23 protein-coding genes are annotated in these 21,686 nt (G+C 54.7%); 7 read left to right on the forward strand and 16 right to left on the reverse strand.

Annotated elements, in window-relative coordinates; genetic code table 11:
- Positions 1–117 precede the first annotated feature (117 nt).
- The 3 genes from VL130_RS01510 to VL130_RS01520 all read right to left on the reverse strand — a co-directional run bounded on the left by VL130_RS01510 (position 118) and on the right by VL130_RS01520 (position 4,126).
- On the reverse strand, positions 118–2,355 hold the full coding sequence (locus tag VL130_RS01510) for a TonB-dependent receptor (RefSeq protein WP_325360385.1): 2,238 nt from the start codon (positions 2,353–2,355) through the stop codon (positions 118–120).
- A 178-nt stretch (positions 2,356–2,533) separates the two neighbouring features.
- Positions 2,534–2,896 carry a hypothetical protein gene (locus VL130_RS01515; RefSeq protein WP_325360387.1) on the reverse strand — a complete coding sequence of 121 codons (363 nt, stop codon included), beginning with the start codon at positions 2,894–2,896 and terminating at the stop codon, positions 2,534–2,536.
- Between the two features lie 339 nt (positions 2,897–3,235).
- Positions 3,236–4,126, reverse strand: a complete 891-nt coding sequence (locus VL130_RS01520; RefSeq protein ID WP_325360389.1) for a LysR family transcriptional regulator — start codon at positions 4,124–4,126, stop codon at positions 3,236–3,238.
- Between the two features lie 142 nt (positions 4,127–4,268).
- On the opposite strand from VL130_RS01520, the gene VL130_RS01525 reads away from it, so the two are divergent.
- The 3 genes from VL130_RS01525 (at position 4,269) to VL130_RS01535 (ending at position 7,622) form a co-directional block, all read left to right on the forward strand.
- The gene (locus VL130_RS01525) at positions 4,269–5,726 is read left to right on the forward strand and encodes an MFS transporter (RefSeq protein WP_325360391.1); all 1,458 of its coding nucleotides are present in this window, start codon (positions 4,269–4,271) and stop codon (positions 5,724–5,726) included.
- A 1-nt stretch (position 5,727) separates the two neighbouring features.
- Positions 5,728–7,212, forward strand: a complete 1,485-nt coding sequence (locus tag VL130_RS01530; protein WP_325360393.1) for an alginate export family protein — start codon at positions 5,728–5,730, stop codon at positions 7,210–7,212.
- Positions 7,213–7,286: 74 nt separating this feature from the next.
- Entirely contained in the window at positions 7,287–7,622 is a 336-nt protein-coding gene (locus tag VL130_RS01535) for a DUF2306 domain-containing protein (RefSeq protein ID WP_325360607.1), read from the forward strand.
- On the opposite strand, the gene VL130_RS01540 is transcribed toward VL130_RS01535, so the two are convergent.
- The 10 genes from VL130_RS01540 to VL130_RS01585 form a co-directional block, all read right to left on the reverse strand.
- The gene (locus VL130_RS01540; protein ID WP_325360395.1) at positions 7,619–8,533 is read right to left on the reverse strand and encodes a hypothetical protein; all 915 of its coding nucleotides are present in this window, start codon (positions 8,531–8,533) and stop codon (positions 7,619–7,621) included. The two genes, VL130_RS01535 and VL130_RS01540, sit on opposite strands and share 4 nt — an antisense overlap.
- Before the next feature lie 33 nt (positions 8,534–8,566).
- On the reverse strand, positions 8,567–10,534 hold the full coding sequence (locus tag VL130_RS01545; RefSeq protein ID WP_325360397.1) for a caspase family protein: 1,968 nt from the start codon (positions 10,532–10,534) through the stop codon (positions 8,567–8,569).
- Between the two features lie 87 nt (positions 10,535–10,621).
- Positions 10,622–10,897, reverse strand: a complete 276-nt coding sequence (locus VL130_RS01550; protein ID WP_325360399.1) for a hypothetical protein — start codon at positions 10,895–10,897, stop codon at positions 10,622–10,624.
- Positions 10,898–10,952: 55 nt separating this feature from the next.
- Positions 10,953–11,270: a curli-like amyloid fiber formation chaperone CsgH gene (gene csgH, locus VL130_RS01555; protein WP_325360401.1), complete on the reverse strand. Its 318-nt coding sequence runs from the start codon at positions 11,268–11,270 to the stop codon at positions 10,953–10,955.
- Positions 11,267–11,872 carry a hypothetical protein gene (locus VL130_RS01560; protein ID WP_325360403.1) on the reverse strand — a complete coding sequence of 202 codons (606 nt, stop codon included), beginning with the start codon at positions 11,870–11,872 and terminating at the stop codon, positions 11,267–11,269. Before VL130_RS01560 ends, csgH begins: the two co-directional genes overlap by 4 nt.
- Positions 11,869–12,435, reverse strand: a complete 567-nt coding sequence (locus VL130_RS01565) for a hypothetical protein (RefSeq protein WP_325360405.1) — start codon at positions 12,433–12,435, stop codon at positions 11,869–11,871. The genes VL130_RS01560 and VL130_RS01565 overlap by 4 nt, the downstream gene beginning before the upstream one ends.
- 147 nt (positions 12,436–12,582) lie before the next feature.
- On the reverse strand, positions 12,583–15,633 hold the full coding sequence (locus VL130_RS01570) for a hypothetical protein (RefSeq protein ID WP_325360407.1): 3,051 nt from the start codon (positions 15,631–15,633) through the stop codon (positions 12,583–12,585).
- A gap of 210 nt (positions 15,634–15,843) precedes the next feature.
- Complete coding sequence (locus VL130_RS01575; protein ID WP_325360409.1) at positions 15,844–16,890, reverse strand: CsgG/HfaB family protein; 1,047 nt, start codon at positions 16,888–16,890, stop codon at positions 15,844–15,846.
- On the reverse strand, positions 16,890–17,330 hold the full coding sequence (locus VL130_RS01580) for a curli assembly protein CsgF (RefSeq protein ID WP_325360411.1): 441 nt from the start codon (positions 17,328–17,330) through the stop codon (positions 16,890–16,892). The genes VL130_RS01575 and VL130_RS01580 overlap by 1 nt, the downstream gene beginning before the upstream one ends.
- A gap of 431 nt (positions 17,331–17,761) precedes the next feature.
- Positions 17,762–18,349, reverse strand: coding sequence for a LysR substrate-binding domain-containing protein (locus VL130_RS01585; protein WP_414636189.1), 588 nt, complete (start codon positions 18,347–18,349; stop codon positions 17,762–17,764).
- A 45-nt stretch (positions 18,350–18,394) separates the two neighbouring features.
- Between VL130_RS01585 and VL130_RS19470 the strand changes: the two genes are divergently transcribed.
- From VL130_RS19470 to lysC, 4 genes are read left to right on the forward strand one after another with little or no spacing between them, the layout of a single operon-like run.
- A complete protein-coding gene (locus VL130_RS19470) occupies positions 18,395–18,520 on the forward strand; it encodes a glycoside hydrolase family protein (protein WP_414636190.1) in 126 nt (41 codons plus the stop codon).
- Positions 18,521–18,523: 3 nt separating this feature from the next.
- Positions 18,524–18,952, forward strand: coding sequence for a hypothetical protein (locus VL130_RS01595; RefSeq protein WP_325360413.1), 429 nt, complete (start codon positions 18,524–18,526; stop codon positions 18,950–18,952).
- The gene (locus VL130_RS01600) at positions 18,949–19,338 is read left to right on the forward strand and encodes a hypothetical protein (RefSeq protein ID WP_325360415.1); all 390 of its coding nucleotides are present in this window, start codon (positions 18,949–18,951) and stop codon (positions 19,336–19,338) included. The genes VL130_RS01595 and VL130_RS01600 overlap by 4 nt, the downstream gene beginning before the upstream one ends.
- A complete protein-coding gene (gene lysC / locus VL130_RS19600; protein WP_422652912.1) occupies positions 19,286–19,534 on the forward strand; it encodes an Rz1-like lysis system protein LysC in 249 nt (82 codons plus the stop codon). The genes VL130_RS01600 and lysC overlap by 53 nt, the downstream gene beginning before the upstream one ends.
- A gap of 78 nt (positions 19,535–19,612) precedes the next feature.
- Here the strand turns inward: lysC and VL130_RS01605 are convergent, their stop codons facing one another.
- The 3 genes from VL130_RS01605 to VL130_RS01615 all read right to left on the reverse strand — a co-directional run bounded on the left by VL130_RS01605 (position 19,613) and on the right by VL130_RS01615 (position 21,597).
- The gene (locus tag VL130_RS01605; protein WP_325360417.1) at positions 19,613–19,885 is read right to left on the reverse strand and encodes a hypothetical protein; all 273 of its coding nucleotides are present in this window, start codon (positions 19,883–19,885) and stop codon (positions 19,613–19,615) included.
- Positions 19,886–20,251: 366 nt separating this feature from the next.
- Positions 20,252–20,785: a type II toxin-antitoxin system VapC family toxin gene (locus VL130_RS01610; RefSeq protein WP_325360419.1), complete on the reverse strand. Its 534-nt coding sequence runs from the start codon at positions 20,783–20,785 to the stop codon at positions 20,252–20,254.
- A complete protein-coding gene (locus tag VL130_RS01615; protein WP_325360421.1) occupies positions 20,782–21,597 on the reverse strand; it encodes a hypothetical protein in 816 nt (271 codons plus the stop codon). Before VL130_RS01615 ends, VL130_RS01610 begins: the two co-directional genes overlap by 4 nt.
- Between the last annotated feature and the right edge of the window lie 89 nt (positions 21,598–21,686).

Consider the following 21,686-nt stretch of genomic DNA (forward strand, 5'->3'; position numbering starts at 1 on the left):
CGACATTTCCTGCCTGTTCCCATAGCTCGTTCATAAACGGAAAGCGTTTCAAGGTTTATTGGCGTCATTCCGAGATGTTCTACGCCCTTCTTCATTTGGGACGATCCTTCATTTTTATTATGGTTTAAAGATGCCGGTGCCGAAGCGTCGCGATAGTGAGACATAAAGCGTTGGCCTTTGCAGGGTGGACCAACTTTGGGCTTTCACGTCCGGACTGTCTCGCACTATCCGCAACTTTGCGGTTTTGAAAGCGTTCTCCACTGTAATGTTCAAATTCAGCGTTTTACTAATGTTGTGAGTGTAGGACATGGAATTTGTAGCGTAGCCCTCGATATAACCGTCGCCTGTGATTTGTCTGCCTTGAATGCTAAAGTTTAAAGACAGCGAGTCCTGATTTTGGGCAATATACGAGACGCCGATCTGGCTGGAGTTCGTTATCAGCGCTTGTTTCACTGACCGTGAGGGCACATCGATCCCCATCGAGTAAATATTGGTGTTGAGATTCAAATACCATTTGTTTGCAAATTGGCCGCTATAGGTCAGTTGCAATCCGGTTTGACGGCTGCCCCCTGAATTTTCTCGCGAAACTTGTAAGATGTTTCCCCCCGTGCCTTGCAGGTCGGGGACAACGCGAGTAATCGGGGTGATCAAATTCCGATTATCGAGATGATATGCGCGCATCGCATATGACTTGCCGATTCTTGAATGCTCAAAAGACGCTTCAAAAGAATCCGTTTCTTGAGGCTTCAGAGATGAATTGCCAGCTCGAACCGATTGTGAATCGATGTACACAACCGATGGGTTGAAATCCCTCGGCGTGGGGCGGACGAATCGGCGGACGTAGTTCAACCGGACTTTCGTCGCATCCGAGATGACGTAGGTAGCGAAGATACTAGGACTGACATTGGTATAATTGGATTTCACTCCTGGCTTATTGTCGCCGTTGCGCCCGTTAAAATTGAAGGTCTCAGCGCGAACGCCTGCCAAAACAACCCAGTGCTCGCCGACAGCCTTTTGGTAGGTCACGTAGCTTCCGAGAAGCATTTGCGTATATTCGAATGAATTCGAAAGACGTGGGTTGACCACTGGTATGCCGCCGTTAGTTGAGGGCGCCAGCGCCAGATTTGGCTCCTTTGAAGTGTCAGCCGTGACTTGCAAACCGGTAGTGACTTGATCGTTACCTACAGTCGTCGTGTAGTCAACGCTAAGTATTCCTGAGGTTTGGCGCGATCGCGACCAATTTGACAGCTGACTCGGAACGTCTGCAACAGAAATAAGGCTGGGATCGAAAATAAGGTCACTATCAGTGGAGATCACTGACACCTTGCGTGTGATCTTCGCGTCGGCCTTCAAATTGTCTCCGATATTGCTCCCAAAGCGCGTCCAGGTGAGGCCGAAGCTGTTATTCTCGATGATATATCGGCCCTCGTCAAAACGAGCGTAATTTTTGGACAGCATAGTGTCGGCATCGTATATTCCAGAGACACCTTCACTTCGTGTTTTAGTTAGCGCGTGCATTGCACTAGCCTGCACAGCAAGCGCATCGCGCTCGCCCAAATTCACGTCGACGGTTAAATTCATTGAGGCGATAAGGCCGCGCGTCTCAGAGAGTCCTTCACTATTTGTTGACGTGCCGGGTTGCAGCTGCCCTGGTGACGTGGTGAAGCCTGACCGGCTTTGACCGGGTGTCGAAGCCAAATTTCCAAAGAAAGTCGTCGACACATTTTTTTTGCTGTTCTGAATAAATGTGCTCGCGCTGTAGCCCTTATTTGAATTGAGTTGTCCGGTGATATTCCCCAACATCCCTGGAACTATGGCTTTGCGGGTGACAATGTTGATTATGCTTCCTGCGCTGCCTGATTCAAATTGAGCGCCGGGATTTGAAATAACTTCGATAGAGGAAATTGCGCTGGACGGCATTGCTCGCAGAGCGGCGCTGCGGTTATCTCCAGACATAATAGGCGAAGGCTTGTTATTAATATAAATCTCCACCGCATTGCCGCGCAGACTAACATTCCCAGTTGGGGTAACTGTGACCCCTGGCACCTTACTCAGAGCACCGGCAGCGGATTCGCCTCTGTCTGCAGCCTTTTTATCGACTTCATATACCTGGCGATCAATCTTGTTTGTCGGTCGCTTGCCTCGAACAACTACTGTCTTGTCATTTCGGCTTTCATCGGATTTCAGGCCGTCGTCAGCACTAGGTTGCTCGACCGATCTGTCAGTAATGTCTTGAGCGCCGATTTGATCTGCAACCAAAAGCAAAGGAGTGGCCGCCTGGACGTGGCCGCTTCCCACCGCGAAAAGTAACAACGATAGGGAAATGCTTTGCTGGAACAACTTTTTGCTCGTCATGGGAAACGCATGAGCTGATTCGAATATGTGCCCAAGGAGCTGGGGATGCCAGCACCAAATATTTCGATCAGAGATATATCCATCTCAGCGCTGAGTGCCAATCAGTCGGCTGGCGACGTTCCGAGATGCGGCCTCTAAATGTGCTGAAAGGCACGAAGAGGCCGCCCTCGCCATGTGACTAGTACGGGAATATTGCCCTGAAGGTGAATACGAAACCGCTTGGCGACTGCGGTGAACTCGCCGGGCTACTTTGGCAACTACTCATTGCCGACATGCAGGCACTTTGATTGACCGAAATCTCGGCATACGCTTCAGCCGAGGTAATTAATCCAGCGACGCGGCGCGCCACGGGGCCTTCTTGGGCTGCTGACATGCAGTCATTGTAAAACGTGCCACAATTGGCGAAGTAGTATCCTTGGCCGCCATACCCGCCTGCTGCCGCGGCGGTATTGGCATAGGCAAGTGATGAAGCTGCAAAAATCGCGGCCGCTCCAAATTTCCTTAACATTGCTAGGGGTTTGGTGTGAGTTTCTACTCTCAAGAGGTTTCTCCATGCTTGGCGCGGTATTCGCGCACCTGTACCATGCATGGAAAATTGCAACGTGCAAGAGTTTTGCTGGCGAGGAAACCCGTCTAGGCTGCGGAAAATTGCAATCCAAATTGCTGATTGCCTCTCGTTGTAATAAATTGCGACACAATTCGTTTAGCGTTCGAAACCTTTCCGATCTCGCGTAACGCGCTCGCCTTGCTCCCGATCAGCCGTTGTAGCGTTAGGCAATCCGATAGTTTAGGTGGATACTTCAACTTCCGCTTTCGGCTCTTGCTCAGCAAACCCCCACCGCACCGGTTCCATTTCCGCTAAGGGCGCTGAGCTGCCGTTTCACGACTTACACACTTCCGTGACAATTTTACGCATCCAACGATGCGCGGGATCTGCATCCATTCTCGGGTGCCATAGAAGTGAAATCGTGATCTCGGGTAGAACGACCGGAAGCGGAAAGCTGAACATTCCGGAGCGCAACCCTTCAGTATGCCGCTCGGGAACGCTGGCGATCAAATTAGAGCCACGAGCCAGGGCGACCGCGGTGGCGAAGCCACTGACAATCGTGACGACCTGTCTTTCTATCCCTCGAGTCGCCAGGGCTTCGTCGATCGGTCCCTTGTCCAAGCCAGGTCGAGACACAATAATGTGCCGCCCGGCTGCATAACGCGCGGCAGTGATCTCCCCATGGTTCAGAGCATGTGTCTGGCGCACGACGCCAACGTACCGGTCGCGGAAGAGGAACTGCATGCGCACCTCCGGTCCGATGGCGCTGTCTACAACCGCCGTTTCCAAATCGACGGTGCCTTGGCGCAGTGGCGCACTGTCCTTATCAGGCTTCTGAACGAAACGAAGACGAACGCCCGGGGCCTGGTGGGCGACCCGGTCGATCAGTTCGGGTCCAAAGCTCTCCGCGAAACCTTCGCTGGTCCGCAAGGTGAAGGTCCGAACAAGGTTTTTGAGATCCAGCACTTCAGCAGGGCGCAAAACCGCCTGAGCTTCCTGGACAACTTGAGCAACCCGTTCTCGCAGTTCCTGCGCCCTGGGCGTGGGCACGAGGCCTCGGCCTGCCCTAACCAACAAGGGATCACCTGTCGTTTCGCGCAACCTAGATAGGGCACGGCTCATTGCTGAAGGGCTAAGCCTCAGCCGGCGGGCGGCTTTCGCGACACTACCTTCAGTGAGCAGGACGTCCAATGTCAAAAGTAGGTTCAGATCGGGCTGGCTCATGGAAGCTGTATACCACGGTTTTGTTGGAATACTGCGCCAGACGCATCAATAAAGTGCAGATGGTGCGCCTTCCGCCATGTTGACGATAGAGGTAGCTCTATCGCTGGACCCATAGGAGGTTCTACAGTCGTTGGAGCTCGACATGGCTTACATCAATCAGGACGGCGATCCGACGCTTGTCGGAAATAAGAAGGCTCTACCGTCGATGCGCTGGGCACTCGCGGCCTTGTCCTTGTCGATGCTAATGCCTTCGCTCGACACCAGCATCGCCAATGCCGGTCTTCCTACCCTCGCCCACGCCTTCAGCGCCTCGTTCCAGTCTGTCCAATGGATCGTGCTGGCCTACCTCCTCGCCATCACAGCCCTGATCGTCAGCGTTGGGCGTTTGGGGGACATAATTGGCCGTAAACGGATGTTCCTAGGCGGCATTGCGTTGTTCACCATCGCGTCCCTGCTTTGTGGCGTCGCGTCATCCCTGTGGTGGCTGTTGGCTGCGCGGGCAGCCCAGGGTCTTGGCGCCGCCGCGATGATGGCGCTTACCGTCGCCATGGTCGGGGAGACGGTGCCGAAGGCAAGGATCGGCAGCGCCATGGGATTGTTGGGCACCATGTCGGCAATCGGTACAACCCTGGGACCATCGCTCGGCGGCATGCTTATTGCCGGTCTCGGCTGGCCGGTCATCTTTCTCGTCAATGTGCCAATCGGCCTTCTGAATCTGTATCTCGCCTGGCGCTACTTGCCTGCCGACAATGGAAAGGCGACTGCGGGTCGGGTCAAGTTTGATGTGGCCGGCACCGCGCTGCTAGCCCTGACGCTTTCGGCCTATGCACTTGCCATGACATCTGGGCATGGTCACCCCGGTTCATTTAACGCCGTCCTGTTGGCAACTGCCGCCGTCAATGCAGGTCTGTTTTGGCTGTCGCAAAAGATTTCCTCATCTCCGCTCATCCGTCTGGAGATGTTCCGGCTGCCCGGCTTGACAGCAAGCCTTGCCATGAGCACGCTTGTAACGACTGTCGTTATGGCGACCCTGGTGGTTGGACCGTTCTATCTTTCGCATGGACTTGCACTTCCGCCAGCCCTTGTCGGTTTGGTGCTTTCGGTCGGCCCCCTGGTGTCGGCATTAACCGGAGTGCCTGCCGGACGGCTTGTCGACCGTTTCGGCACCCGGGCCATGACTCTCGTCGGCCTGACCGGCATGATCGCCGGATGTTTTTCGCTTTCGATGATCCCGGCCAGCTTCGGTATCCCCGGCTATATCCTGCCTATTGCCATGGTCACTTCCGGATATGCGCTGTTCCAGGCAGCCAACAACACGGCGATCATGGCGAACATCGGTCCTGACCAACGTGGCGTCATCTCAGGCATGCTCAGCCTTTCACGCAATCTCGGCCTGATAACCGGGGCATCCTTCATGGGGGCGGTATTCTCGCTTGCCTCAGCGACGACCGACGTATCGACAGCAGACCCGAAGGCTATCGTCGCCGGCATGCGGATTACCTTTGTGGTCGCCGGAATTCTGATCGTCGGTGCACTAGCCGTGGCAGGACTCAAGGCTTCACGCGGCCATGTCGAATCCAATCCGAAGGTGGGGGGCTAAAATGATGTTTCCCAGGGGTTGGGCCGCCAGGGCGAGCCTCGCGACTGCGCTGGTCTGGACCGGTCTGGTAACGTCTGAAGCGGTCGCCAAAGCCGCAAATTCCAAGTGTGAGGGAACCGAGGTTCCAGGCAAGGATCTGCCAACACCGGTCGAGCCATATCCTCTCAATGCAGCCGGATGGGGTCCAGAGGCCGGGAATGGGCTGCAATTCAGCCGTTGGGCCGAGGACTGGACGGGCATGCGTACGGAGGGCAAGGCCCCCGTTTTCAAGGCCATCCCACTTGGGGCCAGTGCGTCATTGACCCTCAACGCCGAAGCCCGCTTGCGCTATGACGTTTATGCCAATGCGCAACTCATTCCGCGCAACGACTACGATCAGGGCCTATTGCGCATGGTTGTCGGTGCGGACTGGCGACTTAATCCCAATCTCAGACTCTACAGTGAAATCGCTACGGGACAGCGCGCGGGTCGTAAAGGCACTGCCTCCGCCAACTTCCAGAACGACGCCTCGCTTCAGCAGGCGTTTATCGATGTTCGAGGCCATTTTGCGGGAAGTGTAACGGGATTGATGATCGGGCGTCAGGAATTCGCCGACGGGCCCAGACAACTGATCAGCCTGAGCGATGGTCCAAACATTCGCCGCACCTGGAATGGCGTGCGCCTGTATGTTCATGGCCACAAGTTTCGCCTGGGTGCATTTGACTTAAGGGCAACCCAGCTTGGGAGCGGGTCATTCGACGAAAAACCAAGTCACGCCGAACGCCTTTACGGTCTCAATGCGAGCTTCATCGTTTCTTCCGGCAAAGAGCCCAATACCTATTTGGACCCGTTCTGGCTTCATACCACGACTCCGGCGTTTAGCTCAGGTGGACACACGGGCATAGACACTCGGGACACCTATGGGGCACGCCTCTGGGGCCGGCGTGGGGATCTCCGGTTCGACTGGACGCTGGCTCGCCAGACCGGCGAGTATATGGGACGTCAGATCGACGCTTGGGGTTTGTTTGCCGTGCAAAGCCATTCATTGTCCAGCAAGGGTTGGAAGCCGCGCCTGACAGCGCATATTGACGTGGCCTCGGGCGGCGGCAATGGCGCCGGCGATCTGAAGGGGTTCAATCCGCTGTACGCCAGTTCCAACTATCTGGGTGAAGGCCGGTTCCTCAGTCTCACAAACCTCCTGATGATCGCGCCCGGCATTGCTGTCTCGCCATCAAAGTCCTTCAGCATCTCGGCAGAATACGGGTTTGCGCGCCGGCTTAACGATGGCGATGCCGCCTACGCCGGCTGGATGCGTGCCTACACGGGCACGCAGCACGTGCATGGCTCGGAAATTGGCGGCCTGCTTCGCGTCGTCGGGATCTATTCGGTCAACGAAAGGCTGACTCTTACAGTCAATTATGAGCACTTCGACGTGGGCGATGTGCTCAAGCGTGCCCAGTTCCCCACCGGCGCCTACGCCTATGTCGGCTCGATCTTTCGATACTAGCAATTTGAGCAACTTTTCCCGTCAACAAGCCATGGATCGATACCGGAGAATCATCGTGACGTCGTCAAACCCATCTGTCTCGGCTAGCCGAGAGTGGCTCATCCCGTTGGCTCCTCGTTGCGACAGGTCTTTCATCGGCCCTGACCGGGCTGTGGATGACGCAGTTCTATCCGAACCCGCCAGGTGACGGCATCGCGCTCTATTTTATCCGGCTGCTCGTCGGCAGCGCCATGGCTATTTCTATTGTGATGGGAATGGCGGCAATCCGCCAAAGGGATATTTCCGCTCATAGTGCATGGATGACCCCGCATCAGTTCTGCCGGATCAAATTGTTGGGGCAACGTCGCCTGAAGTGGCCAGCCGCTCTTGCCTTCACGGGCATTCTCAAGTGTCTGAGCCCACGAGCTTAGGGAGCCAGATAGGCATCAATGAACGCCTGGCCCACGCGCCGTTGCGCGAGGTATTTTTCGATACTATGCGCGTCTTCTTCGCCGTTATTCAAGCCAGCGATATTGTCGATTTTCTCGCAGCCGAAATTTTGAGCGGTCAGTTCCGGTTTTAGCGCTACGAAATCATTTGGATCAGACGCGTTGATCCAGGTTGGCGCATTCTTGAGGCAAATAAGCGGCGGACCTAAGCGCTTCTTGACGATTTCGATGCCCAGGGGCGAACCGGCAGTCAGAAGTAGCTTCGCGGACAAATCTTGCCGGTGCATACGCAGGATGTCGTAGGCGACAATCGTGCCCAATGAGTGGCTGATTACGATTACTTTTTCGTCTGCAGCAAGGCCTTTGAAAACCTGATCATAGACCATGCCGTCGATCTTTTCCTTAAGCCCCGGCTTCCTAAGGTAAGCGGATGCTTGTTTGAGGAAAACCTGGGCGATATACTTCCCGCGTGTTGGCAGCACGGCTTCCAAAGCTCGTGCAATTGCCTTCAGCCATTGCTTATGGATGCCCTTCGCCATCGTATTGACGGCGGCAACTTCGTCACCGTCGTCGAGATGATCAATGACTGCCGAGTCCGGAATATTATATTTTTCTTGAAATTCACGATATAGGGCAGCAAGTTCAGGATCGGCATAATCCTTGTCGGGTGAATCGGCGCCCATCGTTGTCGTACTTTCCTGTGTATCGCCCCAGGAAGCCGTCTCAACAGCTAATGTTTCCCCGTAAAATGCAGCCTTGAAGCTCACATCCTTCGGCATGGATTTGCCTGCGGCAGCCACACCTGCCGTTAGGGCTTTCACCCATGTGTCCAGGATATTTTTCGCAGAATTGTCCTCATTATTAATGCCATGAATCAACAGAACTTTTGTCATTCTAAACCCCGGTTTGTTTAAAGGTGAAAAGTCTCAGTATTGCCCAGACGCCATGGAGGACTCGGCTTCTGGTTCAAGCGATGTAAAGGTGTAGCGGAAGAACTCGGCAAATAGGTTCATTTCAGCTTGTGTAAGCATGGTGGCCGATCTGCCCTGAATGGTTTCTGCGAGTTGCCTGATCTCGCGGGGAAGGGATAATTCGTTAGCATCCTGCAAAAATTTCCAGCCTTGGCTGTGCATCGGGACGAGGCCCCATAACCTGACAGTTTCTGCTGCTTCAAAAGGCGTGCGTGTGTAGTATGGGCGCGAGGCGAACCTATCCATTTCTTTGGCCGGGGATACCGCTGGCAAATTGCAATAAGCAAGCACCCGGCCCGCCTTATCTATGTCCCACCAGAGCTTGGTTGCGCATAGAAGTCCTAAGTCGAACGGCACTATACCGACCCCTTGACGCATGTAGTGAGCCGTTCGGGAGATATTGTCCGAGTCGCCAGCGAATTCGTATAGGTATCCCGCAGCGACAGCCTGTTGGAAGTTTTCTTCTTTCCCAATCCGTTCAGCGTCCGCAAGTGAGGTCACATCTGATAGGCGTAGAGGTGGAATCTCGCCTTCGCTGCCGTTGAAAAAGGTGGTCCACTGTCCGTCTTTCAGTAGCGAGATCTGACCCTGGTCTCTTAAAAGACTTACCGCGATAGTGCTCGGGTATTCAGGCATCAGAAGCCATTTATCGCCCCACGGGACTGCTATTGGTGCGCTAAACAGTTTGACTGCGCGTATTCGTGTATAACGGTCTTTCCTATCAATTGCGATGCGTGACCCTTGCGGGTGCCCAATCTTGCTGATCTCGTAGTCGAGCAGAAAATCGGGCAGTCCGATCCGCCGACGTCTGAAATATGGCCGGCCCTCAAAGCTTAAGTCACCCCTTTTATCTCCTTCACGTTCGTATATGTGCCGTGCAACTGCACGCAGCTCGCGATCATTATTGAGCGCATCCTGCCGTATCTGCTCTGTCGTGCGGTATTCCGCTGGCGTTCCAGCCTCCTCCTCCTGCTGCTGCTGCTGCTGCTGCTGTTGCTGTTGCTGTTGCTGCTGTTGCTGTTGCTGTTGCTGTTGCTGCTGTTGCTGTTGCTGTTGCTGTTGCTGTTGCTGTTGCTGTTCCAATCCGAGCGGAGAAACTATGAGGGGGACGGTGGGAGGAATTGCGCCCTTAAAGTACACATTATCGGGTGGAAATATGGCTGCAACAATATCCGGCCTTCCTTCTTGCCCCGCCCTTTTTGATCGCTCCGGTACTTCTTTTTCCAGAAACCTGGTGAGGCTGTAGTTGACAACTGCGGGGCAGTATTGATGGTCAGACGTTGCAAAGGCCTGAGCAAAATTGCCCGACAAAGCTTCGATAAGAGCATCAGAAAAAAGGCAGGTATAGCTGCCGTTGTCACGTTTTATGTGAAAGGAATAGTCACCAAGTTCTGTGGACGCGAACCTATCCAGTCGAACTTTTTTGACTTGACCAGACGGATTGTCAATTATGGCGCTGCCGCGGAATTCGATACCATCTTTGCCGGTGTTCCGGCAGCAGTCGCTGATTACAATCAACTGGCCAGCATCCAATTCGTTGTTTAACTGGCCGAGGCCGATTTTCATGAGACGGCGTTGAAATGCCGACACGTCAACGCCTGCGTCAGGATCGGGCGCGCCCGACAACAGCCAGTATTCATCTGCCGTTGACCGGACTAGACCATGACCTGCAAAATAGATGACAAGACGGTCGATCCCCGCATTTTCTTGAAGAAACTCAGTAATCTCTTCTTTCAGCCGCTCAGGGGTGACAGGTTTGGCCTTATCTGTGATTGATAGGACAACATAGTTTCGGAACTCGTCATGAACTATTGCCCACTCTTCCAGACGCTGAGCGCATTCTAATGTACCAGGAAGGTTTGCATAGGCGCCGCCATATTTAGACACGGCGATGATGATCATTGCTTTGTCTTGAACGGACATTTCCCCCTCCCACCCATTCGCGTAAAACGCGTAGCAACGCAATTATTGCACTATGCGGGAGGAGCGTGCAATCTGAGATTATGATTTTTACAACTTATACAATGAAGATTCTCCGAGAACGAACTCATACCAACAGTGGTCGGTGTCCGGGAATATATAAACGTCGAACGGCTTTCCTTGTTTTTGGAATCCCCTCAACGAAGGCACCGTCTCATTTATTGGCGCTTCGCGATCTTTTTCGGCGATCGTCCAAAGCAGTGGAATTTTGAGCCGGTTCAACACGGATGTTGAATCATAGTTCCAGATGATCTCCAAATTATCGAACATGGCGCGGCCAACGCGACGCAGGTCGCTGTTGCTCATTCGCAGCGTGTCTCCGCTGGTCCGCTTTAACCCTATTAAGCCGTTACTCATGGGTTCATCGCGTCGTTTTGGTGTCCGCACCGAAGTTAACCTCATCGCGTGCTACCTCCTGGTCGCCGTCCAGAACGACCAGGGTTACCCTGCCCTGACTGTTCGCTGTCACCGTCACGGTCCCAACCGGCTCGGAAGAACCTATTTCCACCAGCCCACCCTGGGTCACAGTGCTGGTGCCGCCAGGGTTTCTCGACGTCAGATTCAAACGCCAGCGCAAGTCAGGCTGGGTGCCCGCCCCGACAAAGGCATTGACTGCCAAGCCCTTGGCAGCCTGAACAATTTCGAGGTGGGCCGTAACGGCAGCCGTGTCGAACATCATTTGGTCGCTCCCTGCACAATGTTGACGACGGCCGAGACAATAGCGTCGGTTGTTGGATTGCTTTCCATTTGCGCGGTCGAGTCATCGGTCGGTGAGGTGGTCGTGCCAAGCACTGAAACGGCCAGGCCCGCGTTGCTAGCGTCAATATCGCCGTTCGCCAGTCGCCGCGTCGCGGAGGTGACATCCCGGCCGCTATCCGTTTTTTGCTGACTGACCATCAAACTCTGTTCGGCGGACAGCGGCTCGCTCTGCGGCGGTGAAAATTCGTCCGACCGGGTTTCAATTACCCGCTTGCACGCCTCGTCAGTCTGGCCGTTTTGCGGATCACAATTATCCGTGCCTTGCAGGGCCTCGGTGTAGGTATCGCGTCCCTGTTTGCGTGTTGAGCCTGAGGGGGGCGCAGCCGCCGACGGCCGATTATTCGATAGCTGGCTGGCGGCGCTGGTTTTGGGCGCCACGGTGGCCGGCGGCACCGTTCGCACGGGTGTCCCGACCTGGGGTGCGGTCGTTAGTGCGCGATGCGCCGGCGTACCGATTTGATCAACCGCCGCGTCTGTGCCGTGGCCGGTTGCCAACAGCAATACGGCAATCAGGGCGTTCATTTAAGGCCGATCTGCGTATAGGTAATGTTTGTATTACCGGTCATATTGACCGTTCCGGATGCGAGATTGTTGCCAATCTGTGTGTACACCAGATTGTTATTGTCACCGGTCTGGCTCGCGCTGATGGCATTGTTGTTGCCAATTTGCGTCAGCAGGGCGCTGTTCTGGTCACCGTCCTGCGTCAGGCTGATTTCATTGCCGCTGCCCGTTTGGCTGACGATCGCAGTATTACCGGTCACATACGCCCGCTGATCAATTGTGGCTGCGTTCCTGTCGCCCGACTGAAGCAGGATGGCTATGTTGCCGCTCTCACCGCCATCCTGAAATATCCCGGCCTGATTATTGTCGCCAATCTGGCTGGCAAACCCCGTCTGGCCCGGGGTGCCTTGTTCGATGCTGCTACTATTTTGGTCGCCCATCTGCGAAAGACCGGCGCGGCTGCCGCCGCCGGAAGCGCGAACGACATCACCGATCTGCGTAACATAAGCACTGTCGCCAGCATAGGCCGGCACTGTCAGGCAGGTCAGCAGCAAAAGAGCGGAGGTCAGGCGGTGTCGCATCATAAATCTCCCTTGGGGAAAGTATCATAAGCTTTATCAGCGGTAAATTCTCCGTTGTTGCAGAGAATGACGGACGAACGCCCATCCAAGAGCTGAGTCTGATTTAGTCCGGCTGGCGCCGCCAAGAACGCCAGCCGGTTTCGCTCAGGTTTACTGAGTGACGTTAGCGTAACCACCGGTGCCGAGTTGGCTGATAGTGGACGTGTTGCCGTAGGACGTCTGAGCAACATAAGCCTCGTTGTTGCTGCCTGCCTGGGTCAGGGTCGAAGTGTTGCCACCGACGGCCTGAGTAACCTCAGCATGGTTATCCGTGCCCGACTGGGTCAGTGTCGAGACGTTATGATCGCCCGACTGATCGACGCTGGCATAAAGCTGGATGCCGTCCTGAGTGAGCGTCGATGCGTTAAACGTGCCGTTCTGGCTGGCGTGGGCTTCATTATAGGCATCCACGGCCGCTACCGTCGTATTGGTTTGGTCGATGGTGCTGGCGTTGCTGCTGCCGCGCTGATCAGTGGTCGCCGTCTCATGTCTAGCGCTGTTAGCATCGGTGGCACCGCTATGCTGAGTAATGCTGGCGGTATTGTGATCGCCACCCTGCGTGATATTGGCGACCGAAAGCGGGAAATTATAGGTCCCATTGGCCGGCTTATTACTGACGCTTTGGGCGATGGTGGCGGTATTGTGATCGCCACCGGAGATCTGGTCGATATAGGCGATACCACCCTGCCCCGCCTGGGTCACGCTCGCAACGCCCCAATTGCCCGCTTGTTTCACGCCAACATCGGCAGGATCGCTAGCGTTGCCGGACCCGTTAGCGGAGTTCGACTGCGTAACCGTCGAGGTATTGTCATCGCCCGATTGCTTGACACTCAGATTGTCATTCGAGTTGGTCTGACTGGCCGTCGATGTATTACGGTCGCCCGATTGTACGATGCGTGCCTTTTCCCCAAAAAGAGTGAAGAGGTTCGCCCGCCCTTGCGTCAGTTCGGACGTGTTGTCACTGCCCGACTGGATGACATCCGCCGACGCATTCGTCGCCATCTGCGTCACTTCGGAGTGATTGCCCGTATTATACTGGCTGACCACTGCGTCACCGCCGGTGCCTTTTTGTGTGACTTCAGACGTATTGTTGTCGCCGGTCTGGTGAACTTCCGCATAGGCGCCGGCGGCAGATTGGGCGATATCCGACTCATTGCTCGGATAGTTCGCCGCGCCGGCCGCCATGTTACCCGCTTGGGTAACTATGGCCGTCGCCACTGCGGACTGAGTGACGTTGGAGCGATTGTCACCATAGGTGCCGTTTTGAGTCACATCGGCGATGGCGCTGGCGGCACCGGCCTGCTGGTCAACGGTCGAGTGATTGAAGACACCCTTCTGGTTGACGTTGGCGGTCGCGGCCGCATTTTGCGTCACCGTTGAACGGTTCAGCGTACCGTTCTGCAATATCGTGGCGGTCGCGGCAGCATTCTGCTCGACCTTCGAATAGTTGTTCTTGTAGGCGTCAAGTGTATAACCGCCCAGGGCATTGTCAGCCTTTTGGGTCACCGTGGCAGACGCATTGGCGGTTTGCACAACCTCCGAGGTTTGATCGCTGCCGCTTTGAGCCACCTTCGCGTAAGCATGGTTGCCGCCGGTGCCATTGGCGGATTGGGTGACGGTTGATTTGCTGGTATCGCCGGACTGGCGCACATCGGCGTATCCGGCCTTGCCGGTTTGGCCGATCGTTGAGTCGTTGCCATTGCCTGATTGTGACACGAGGGCTGTCAGGTCGGTCCCGCCCTGGGTCACGTTTGACGTGTCATCATTACCCGACTGGGAGACCGTTGCCAGCGCATTGTTACCCGTCTGCGTAACATGCGACGTGTCGCTGATACCGGTTTGCGTCACAGTGGCATCGTGGTTCTTGCCGGAATTCTGAGCGACGGTCGAAACGCCATTCGCACCCTTTTGTACGACGGTGGCCGTTTCGTTGATGCCGTTCTGATCAATATCCGAATTGTTGTTGGTGCCGCGCTGGGTGACGGTCGCTTCATGAGAGCCCGCCGTTTCGCTGTAGGGAATACCAAAGAACGTATTCACCTGACCGCCGTGCTGGTCAATCGTGGATACGTTCGCGTCACCCGCCTGATCGAGCGTCGCTGTTTGATCGGTCCCCCCTTGCGTCACAGTGGACTTGCCGTCGCTGCCTTTCTGCGTAACATTGGCCGCCTCATTGTACCCGGTCTGGCCGATGTCGGATGTGTTGTCGCTGCCACGCTGAATGACGGCGGCGTCGTGATTATGTCCCTGGACAGCCGCCCAGATGCTTTCCGCGGTCACACTCCCCTGGGTAATGATGGATTCGTTGCGGTCACCGCCTTGATTAAGACTGGCGGTTTGTTCGGCGCCACCTTGTGTTATGGCAGACTTGCCATTGTTGCCTGTCTGAACGACAGAAGCATCTTCGCTGTATCCGGTTTGCCCGACGTTTGACGTGTTGGTGCTGCCGCGCTGGGTGACACTGGCCGTATGAGCTCCTACGGTGCCGCCCTGCGTGATGGTGGAGTCGTTCGCATCACCACCTTGATCGACGGTGGCCGTCTGGTCGGCGCTGCTTTGGATCACGGAAGAAATAGCGTTGCTGCCGCGCTGAATGACATCGGCCGAATTGCTGATGCCGGTCTGGCCGATGTCCGACTTGTTGAAGCCGGTGCCAGACTGAATAACGGTAGCGTCATGATCGATGCCCAGAACGCCGCCTTGATTGATATCGGAGCGATTGCTGTCGCTGCTCTGATGCACTTCTGCAGACTGAAAGCTACCCGCTTGCGCGATCGTCGAAATATTATCATCGCCACTCTGGATAACGCCGCGAATAACCGTAGTACCATCAACCGAGCCGGCCGAGTTTTGCAGGCCGGTCTGGTCGACTTGCGAATCGTTACGGTTGCCGGTTTGCTGAACAGTGGCCGTACTGCCACCGAGTTGACCCTGGGTGATTTGGGACTTGTTGCCGGTCTTCTTTTGCACCACGTCAGCGCTATTGTCGGCACCGGCCTGGTCGATTTCCGAAGCGTTGTTTGTGCCATTCTGATTGACGGCCGCGGAAACGTTGGTGCTGTTCGCGTCCTGATTAACCGTCGATGTATTTCCAGCCAGGGCATTGCCCGCGGCCAAAAGGAGCGCCGCGGCGGACACCGTGGCCAAAATATTGCGTTTCATGAATTAAACTCCTGTTTTAAGACAAAGGATTCCCGTTCCCGGACGCGAGGCGTAACGGGACGACCGCCCGGGGGCGAACATAGGTTGATTGAACTTGGTATGCGGGCGCAGCCGGCGTTTTGCCAAAGCCCCCTACTTCATACTTACGCTTACGCTACTTACATCATCGGGAGCCGGCGGCGCAGGACGACACCACGATAATGAAACCTGTTAGCTTGGCCGGCCCGTCGGTGGCCGGCCCTGAAGCCGGGCCTCGGGTTGAGCCGATTGCACCGGCATCGGCGGTGGTGCATCCGCACGCGGACGCGCCGTCCCTCCGGCTTTTTCTTCCGCATCCAGTGTCGCTTTTTGCTGACGAGCGCGTTTGTTGGCCGCTTCCACCTGCTCGGCGGTGAAGACGCCATCGCGCTCCCTCCCATAAGCCCACTGATAGGGCCATGCGGCGGTCTTGTCCTGGAACTCCCAGATTTTCTGTTCGGCGCCTTCCATAACCAAGGCATAGACTGCCTTTTCAATGGCTTGCTGCATCGCCATATTGGCCGGTTCATTGGTGGTGGTGCCGGTCTCGGTTTCCAGATATTGCTTATAGGCGACATAACGGTAAATACCGCCGCCCAGGGCAAAAGAGGAGATTGTCTTGCTGGCGGTCACCGAACTCAGCACTTCGCCGGTACGGACAGAAACGGCGCGTAGATAGACCGTAACCATATCCTGCCGGTATTGGTCATGGACGCTGATGCCAAGGAAACCGGCGCCGGATCCGCCGGTGCGCACATTGCTGTCATACCCGACGACGCCGCCTTCGAGAATCACGCCCGCGAAAAGCAGGGACGGCAAGGCATCCGGATTGACGCCCTTCTCACCGAGGTACCGTTCGCGCATTTCGCGAATAATCTGACGCTCGTTCAACAGATGGGAGACCTGTTCACGCTCGACAATGGTGAACCATTGGCGCTGACCCGCGTCCTGCAAAGCTTTGAGAAGGATGGAGGTACTGCCCTGTGTGACCGCGCGGGACAAGGTCTGCCCCGTATCGGACGGCTCAAACTTTCCCGTCTGGTCGGTGAAGCCGTATACGGCAACGGCAACCGGACGTGTCGGAGGCGGCAGATCGAACAAGGCCTGCTGGCTGGCCGTGCGCTGCGCATAGGTCGGCAATGCAAAAGAGGACGGCTTGATTGAGCCGTGTGGCGCGGTGACGCAACCGCTTAACAAGAAGACGGCCATCAATATGGGCAGAGAAACGAACAGACGCATCAGTTCACTTGAAGATAGAGAGGAACGGTGATGTTGGTCAGTTCACCCGTAGCGCTGTTGGTGATCTGTATATTGACGTTTTCCAGATCGCGATCGAACGTCACTGTCTGGTCGCCTAAGGTGAAGGTGCCGGATTGCTGGGCATTTTCGCCAAAAATCGCATCGGTCAATTGCGCTGAGAAAGCTGAGAGCAAACGCGACTCCAACTGGCTGGCGAACAGGTCGCTCTGGCTGGTGGTGGCCTTACTTTCGGGATCTTTATAGTCGTTCTGCCCGTTCGCTACACCGAGAAGATGCGACGAATTGAACGGATTACCACCGAAGGTCGGAGTGGTCGGCGTATACGTCAATTTCTGTGCGAATGCCGGCGCAGCTAGCATAAGGGCCGGTATGCTGAAAATGGCGCAGCCCATTGCCAGGCGATTCGGTGCATTCCTCATAAATTCCCCCCAAGGATCACTGCGCCGGCCGTGCCACGCAAAGATACCCACATCCTCACCAGCTAGCCTCAGATAGTCAATAAAAACTTAATACGTTCTAATATGAAGTTATCCAACGACCTACACGATACCCCATTGAGGTGAATTGCTCCATCGTTGACGGTTAATGGTATGAATTCACAGATATAATAGCTACAATCTGAGAAGTGGCATATGAATAGGATGATGGCATATTGTGCGTGAGATCCTATCCCTGGTTCTATTCCAGGATTGGAAATTTTCTTCAATCATATCTCGAAGAGGTTGTTGAAGCTTGAGGGTATTTCGGCTCGTTTGCGCCCCGAAGCGGAAGTGGCGGAAGCAGATGTCGCAAAATGTCGCTGGGTCTGCATCCCGCGTAACGCAAAGTAGAACTAGTGTAAATTTGCCTGTTAGACTGACGGAGCCGTAAAAGCCTTCTTAGGGAAAGTCGCCTCAAGAACGTCGAGAAACGCACGCACCTTCGCGCCGATAAGACGACGTGAACTTTGCAGGGCCCAGATTTCAACGGGTGGTCCCGCTTGGGTTCCCCAATAAGCTAAGCGACCGGCATCTATATCGTCGGCCACCAGAAGCGACGGCAACAGCGCGGCGCCAGCCCCCGCCAAGACAGCTTCCCTGACCATCAGCAAGGATGACAAGCGCAGCACCGGACAGGGGGCGAGAACCACGTCTCCTTCTGCTGTGATTATCGGCCATGTCGCGCCGGCGGGGACCGCAGACAGAACCACGGCCTTGACATCGCTTGGACTGTCTTTGGGCTTGGGCATATTCACGGGCGCCACGACCACGCGACGATCGTGAAGGAAGGATCTGCCTATGAGGCGTTCATCGGGAGACGGATCGATGCGTATGACAAGGTCATAACCATCTTCTACTGGATCGACCTTGCGATCCTCGGCGACGATCTCAAGCTGGACCTCAGGATAGGCCATGGCAAATCGCGCGCCAATGCGCCCGAAGGCCACGTTAGCCAACACAACGGGCGCGCTGAGCCGAATTTCGATTCCTCGACCTTGGTTCGGATGCTGAATGCTGGCAATTACGCCGGCGCCGCTGAGCAATTCGGACGCTGGAACAAACAGCGTGGTCGAGTTCTGAATGGCCTTACCGCGCGCCGCGCCGCCGAACGCGCAATGTTCGAGGCATAACCAATGTCAGGCGAATCCGACTTCCTCAAACCCGAACCAGACCAAGCGTTGCGTCAGAGTGAGATATTGGCTGTGCGTACACTGACTGCCCACGTTGAGACACTTGGGACTATAATCGAAAGCCTCCGTGTCGACATGCGGGAGGTGCGAGACAAGGTGATAACGTTCGAAGCCGTCAAGCTCGAAGCGCAAATCACGGCCATACGTCATGAAATGGCAGAGCAGGCGGCGAAAATGACAGTGCTGGAAATCCACAAAGCATCTAACAACTCTCATGACGCTCTTGATAGGCGAGTTCAGGCGCTGGAGAAGGACAAGTCGGAAGCTTCTGGCGCGCAGAAATTCGCCAAAGCTGTAAGGGAGTGGGCGCCTCCGGTTCTGTTTGTTCTGGGTGCTGTCATCCTTTATTTCACGAAATACCCCCTAGCATGACCTACCTCAAACTCGCACCATACGCCGTCATCGCCCTGCTGCTGATCGGCGTCGTCTACTTCCGTGGCGAGATGATGCACTCGGATGATGCAAGGGATGCCGCCCGCTCGGAGGCCGATTCCCTGCGTACCGTGAACGAGCAGAACGCTAAGGCAATCGAACGCCAGGCAGCCGCCGCATCTGCCAACGCATCCATCATGGCGGACCTGCAAACCGACCTTGCCGCGATCCGTGACCGAGGCGTTACGACGCGAACCATCATACAGAAAGCCGCCGTAAATGATCCGCAAGTCAAATCCTGGGCCGAAACTCCGGTTCCCCCTGCTGTTCGTGATGCTCTCCGTCGCCCTGACAGCGTGCGGGGAGCGTCCGAAGCCGGCCATTGAATATCGCTATGTGTCCGATTTGCCGGATGAAAAGCTCGTGAAGGACTGCGATACCTCCGAGCGCGATCCGGTGAACAATGGCGCATTGTCAGACGAGTTGAGCCTGACACGGGAACAGCGAGACGGGTGCGCATCACAGGTCAAGGGCATCAAGGCTTGGAGGGCGGGGGCAGTGGGGCGGGCTAAGTTGAAATAACGCTCACCCTTATTTCAGAAACACACCAGAATTTGACACGCCGCTCTCAGAAATGGGGGCGGCTTTTTTTTGTGCCCGCTATTCAATCAAATCGAGAAAATCCGGCACGCCCGCCTCTGCCAGCCTGAGTGCCTGATCAATATCATTGACGCCGGAGAATGGGTCGATTTGATTGGTGGCCACGGCAGTGACAATACGCCCGATGTAGACCTCCAGCATCTTCCTATCGTCCCCCGTCATCTCGCCCGGATATGCGTCCTCAATGAGATTTACCAGGTTGGATACCGCGTTGAAGTGGTCGATCGTCTTCTTATCGACGCCGCTAATCGTCTTATGAATAAGGTCGTTCATGTGGTCTCCGGTGCATTGCACTCGAAGAGGACCAATCGGCGCGTAAATATTCAATTCTGAGAAACGCAAAAGGGCCGGCCCTAAAGCCAACCCTAATGGGATTACCGCCTCTCCGCGTAACCCCTGCCATTGCATTGAATGAAACAGCACGGGGAGATTGGACGGGCTGCCAATAAAAAATCGATGCGTTCATGAGGCCGCCCGGTGAGGAGCGGCTGTGTATACGAAAACGGCCCCGCCGGAGTGGAGGCTTTAGTTAGTGGCCAGCCTCACATGGGGACTTAACCCAAGGGCGTCTATCGTAGTGACCAACTTGAAGAGGAGATGTGATGTCATGTTGAGACAAACCGTATGACTCTTATCGCCCTAGCTATCAAGTAAATCTCCCTGATATGCAATTGGGCTAACAATTTTTAAGCTATACTTTCCGCAAATTTTACCATTTGGTGAGGTTTGGCATAGAGTTAGCAACGGCACATTGCCGCCCTTTTTCTTGTTGTCCCGTGTATGAAACTCAGTTGCGTCATGAATTATTGCTGTTGCTAGCTGTATGCTGTCACCGGTAGACATAATTTTATAAGTTTCAGTTTCGGTTTTTTCTTCGTAGTAATAGTCTTTTATTTCTCTTGCTAGGGAAAGAATATTTCTATCTAGTTCAATGTCAAAGAAATGTAGTGATGAGAAATTTCCCATATACTTAATTTCTTCATCTCGCCCTACTTTTTTGGGCAATACCTCTAAATGCATTATTACCGAAGTGCATATTTTATTACGCTTTTCTTTATTCTCTCTCAAAATATGCTGGACTTGTTGCTTCATTAACCTGTCTACAGGCTCGTCTTTAAGCCATTCGTAAAATATACAAGCGTCCCAGTAATATAAATCTAACCCTTCGCTCATAGGCCGCTTCCTGCGAAACGAGATTGTTCAACATCTCGAAAAATCCCGCGCAAGTCTGCGAAATGCCCATCAGGTATAGTTATGCCCTCTATTTGAGACGCCTCAAGCAGAACTGGAAAGGGGGATTCGCTACCATAGTGTAGAAAGCCGTGTGCCCGAACTACCTTGAATAGATTTTCTCGCATCTGTACTCTTAGGTCTTCGGGGAAGATGCACCGAATTTTCTTTGCGCCCGTCGGTGGGGTTATGTAAAATTCTCGCTCGCCATCAATATCAGCTACGCTTCTCAGTTCACCTAAGATGCTGCCTTTAGAAACGCCAGAGTGCCAGTTTGTTATTGTGTCGGAAGCAATACTATTTCGTGCCGATATCGCCCGCTCTGCCATTGTCGCATCAACGACAATACTGCGATCTTCGTATCGAATACTCATTTCGCCCAATTCAGGCATACGAGCTTCGCGAGCTTTTGCAAAATCTATTACATTGTCAAGCGCGGCACTTGTGATAGCGGGATCAATAGCCTCGCCGCGAGATAAACGGTCAATCTGGTCAAATGTCCAGCCTAAAGCCGCTACGGCGGAATAGCCATTAATCTTCGATTTCACCCGCATTTTAATTTGAGCGGGACTATTCCTAGTCAAGTCCACGATTTCCAGGTCAATTTGGCGCTTATCTTTGTGGCTAAAAGACCTCTCGAAAGCATAGATGACGGCAACGAAAGAGGATAATTTGGCAAGGAATGCGGCAGCGGGTATCGCGTTGTTTCTCGCGCTCGCGCCGTCTATAACGAATGTGATTATTTCCTCACTCATAACGCTGCTCCTATTAGGAAACATCTCTCATCAGGGGGCGACTTGCAAGGCATATTGTCGGAAACCAAACTCAGCCAGATGCTTTAGAC

This window comes from Asticcacaulis sp. (genome assembly GCF_035497195.1).
In the GTDB taxonomy this organism is placed as follows: Bacteria; Pseudomonadota; Alphaproteobacteria; order Caulobacterales; family Caulobacteraceae; genus Asticcacaulis.

Bases quoted from the DNA above. Each gene is read 5' to 3' on its own strand.
- VL130_RS01510 (WP_325360385.1), bottom strand. From the start codon at position 2,355: ATGACGAGCAAAAAGTTGTTCCAGCAAAGCATTTCCCTATCGTTGTTA.
- VL130_RS01520 (WP_325360389.1), bottom strand. From the start codon at position 4,126: ATGAGCCAGCCCGATCTGAACCTACTTTTGACATTGGACGTCCTGCTC.
- VL130_RS01525 (WP_325360391.1), top strand. From the start codon at position 4,269: ATGGCTTACATCAATCAGGACGGCGATCCGACGCTTGTCGGAAATAAG.
- VL130_RS01530 (WP_325360393.1), top strand. From the start codon at position 5,728: ATGATGTTTCCCAGGGGTTGGGCCGCCAGGGCGAGCCTCGCGACTGCG.
- VL130_RS01540 (WP_325360395.1), bottom strand. From the start codon at position 8,533: ATGACAAAAGTTCTGTTGATTCATGGCATTAATAATGAGGACAATTCT.
- VL130_RS01545 (WP_325360397.1), bottom strand. From the start codon at position 10,534: ATGTCCGTTCAAGACAAAGCAATGATCATCATCGCCGTGTCTAAATAT.
- VL130_RS01550 (WP_325360399.1), bottom strand. From the start codon at position 10,897: ATGAGCAACAGCGACCTGCGTCGCGTTGGCCGCGCCATGTTCGATAAT.
- csgH (WP_325360401.1), bottom strand. From the start codon at position 11,270: ATGATGTTCGACACGGCTGCCGTTACGGCCCACCTCGAAATTGTTCAG.
- VL130_RS01560 (WP_325360403.1), bottom strand. From the start codon at position 11,872: ATGAACGCCCTGATTGCCGTATTGCTGTTGGCAACCGGCCACGGCACA.
- VL130_RS01565 (WP_325360405.1), bottom strand. From the start codon at position 12,435: ATGATGCGACACCGCCTGACCTCCGCTCTTTTGCTGCTGACCTGCCTG.
- VL130_RS01570 (WP_325360407.1), bottom strand. From the start codon at position 15,633: ATGAAACGCAATATTTTGGCCACGGTGTCCGCCGCGGCGCTCCTTTTG.
- VL130_RS01575 (WP_325360409.1), bottom strand. From the start codon at position 16,890: ATGCGTCTGTTCGTTTCTCTGCCCATATTGATGGCCGTCTTCTTGTTA.
- VL130_RS01580 (WP_325360411.1), bottom strand. From the start codon at position 17,330: ATGAGGAATGCACCGAATCGCCTGGCAATGGGCTGCGCCATTTTCAGC.
- VL130_RS19470 (WP_414636190.1), top strand. From the start codon at position 18,395: ATGCTGAATGCTGGCAATTACGCCGGCGCCGCTGAGCAATTCGGACGC.
- VL130_RS01595 (WP_325360413.1), top strand. From the start codon at position 18,524: ATGTCAGGCGAATCCGACTTCCTCAAACCCGAACCAGACCAAGCGTTG.
- VL130_RS01600 (WP_325360415.1), top strand. From the start codon at position 18,949: ATGACCTACCTCAAACTCGCACCATACGCCGTCATCGCCCTGCTGCTG.
- lysC (WP_422652912.1), top strand. From the start codon at position 19,286: ATGCTCTCCGTCGCCCTGACAGCGTGCGGGGAGCGTCCGAAGCCGGCC.
- VL130_RS01605 (WP_325360417.1), bottom strand. From the start codon at position 19,885: ATGAACGACCTTATTCATAAGACGATTAGCGGCGTCGATAAGAAGACG.
- VL130_RS01610 (WP_325360419.1), bottom strand. From the start codon at position 20,785: ATGAGCGAAGGGTTAGATTTATATTACTGGGACGCTTGTATATTTTAC.
- VL130_RS01615 (WP_325360421.1), bottom strand. From the start codon at position 21,597: ATGAGTGAGGAAATAATCACATTCGTTATAGACGGCGCGAGCGCGAGA.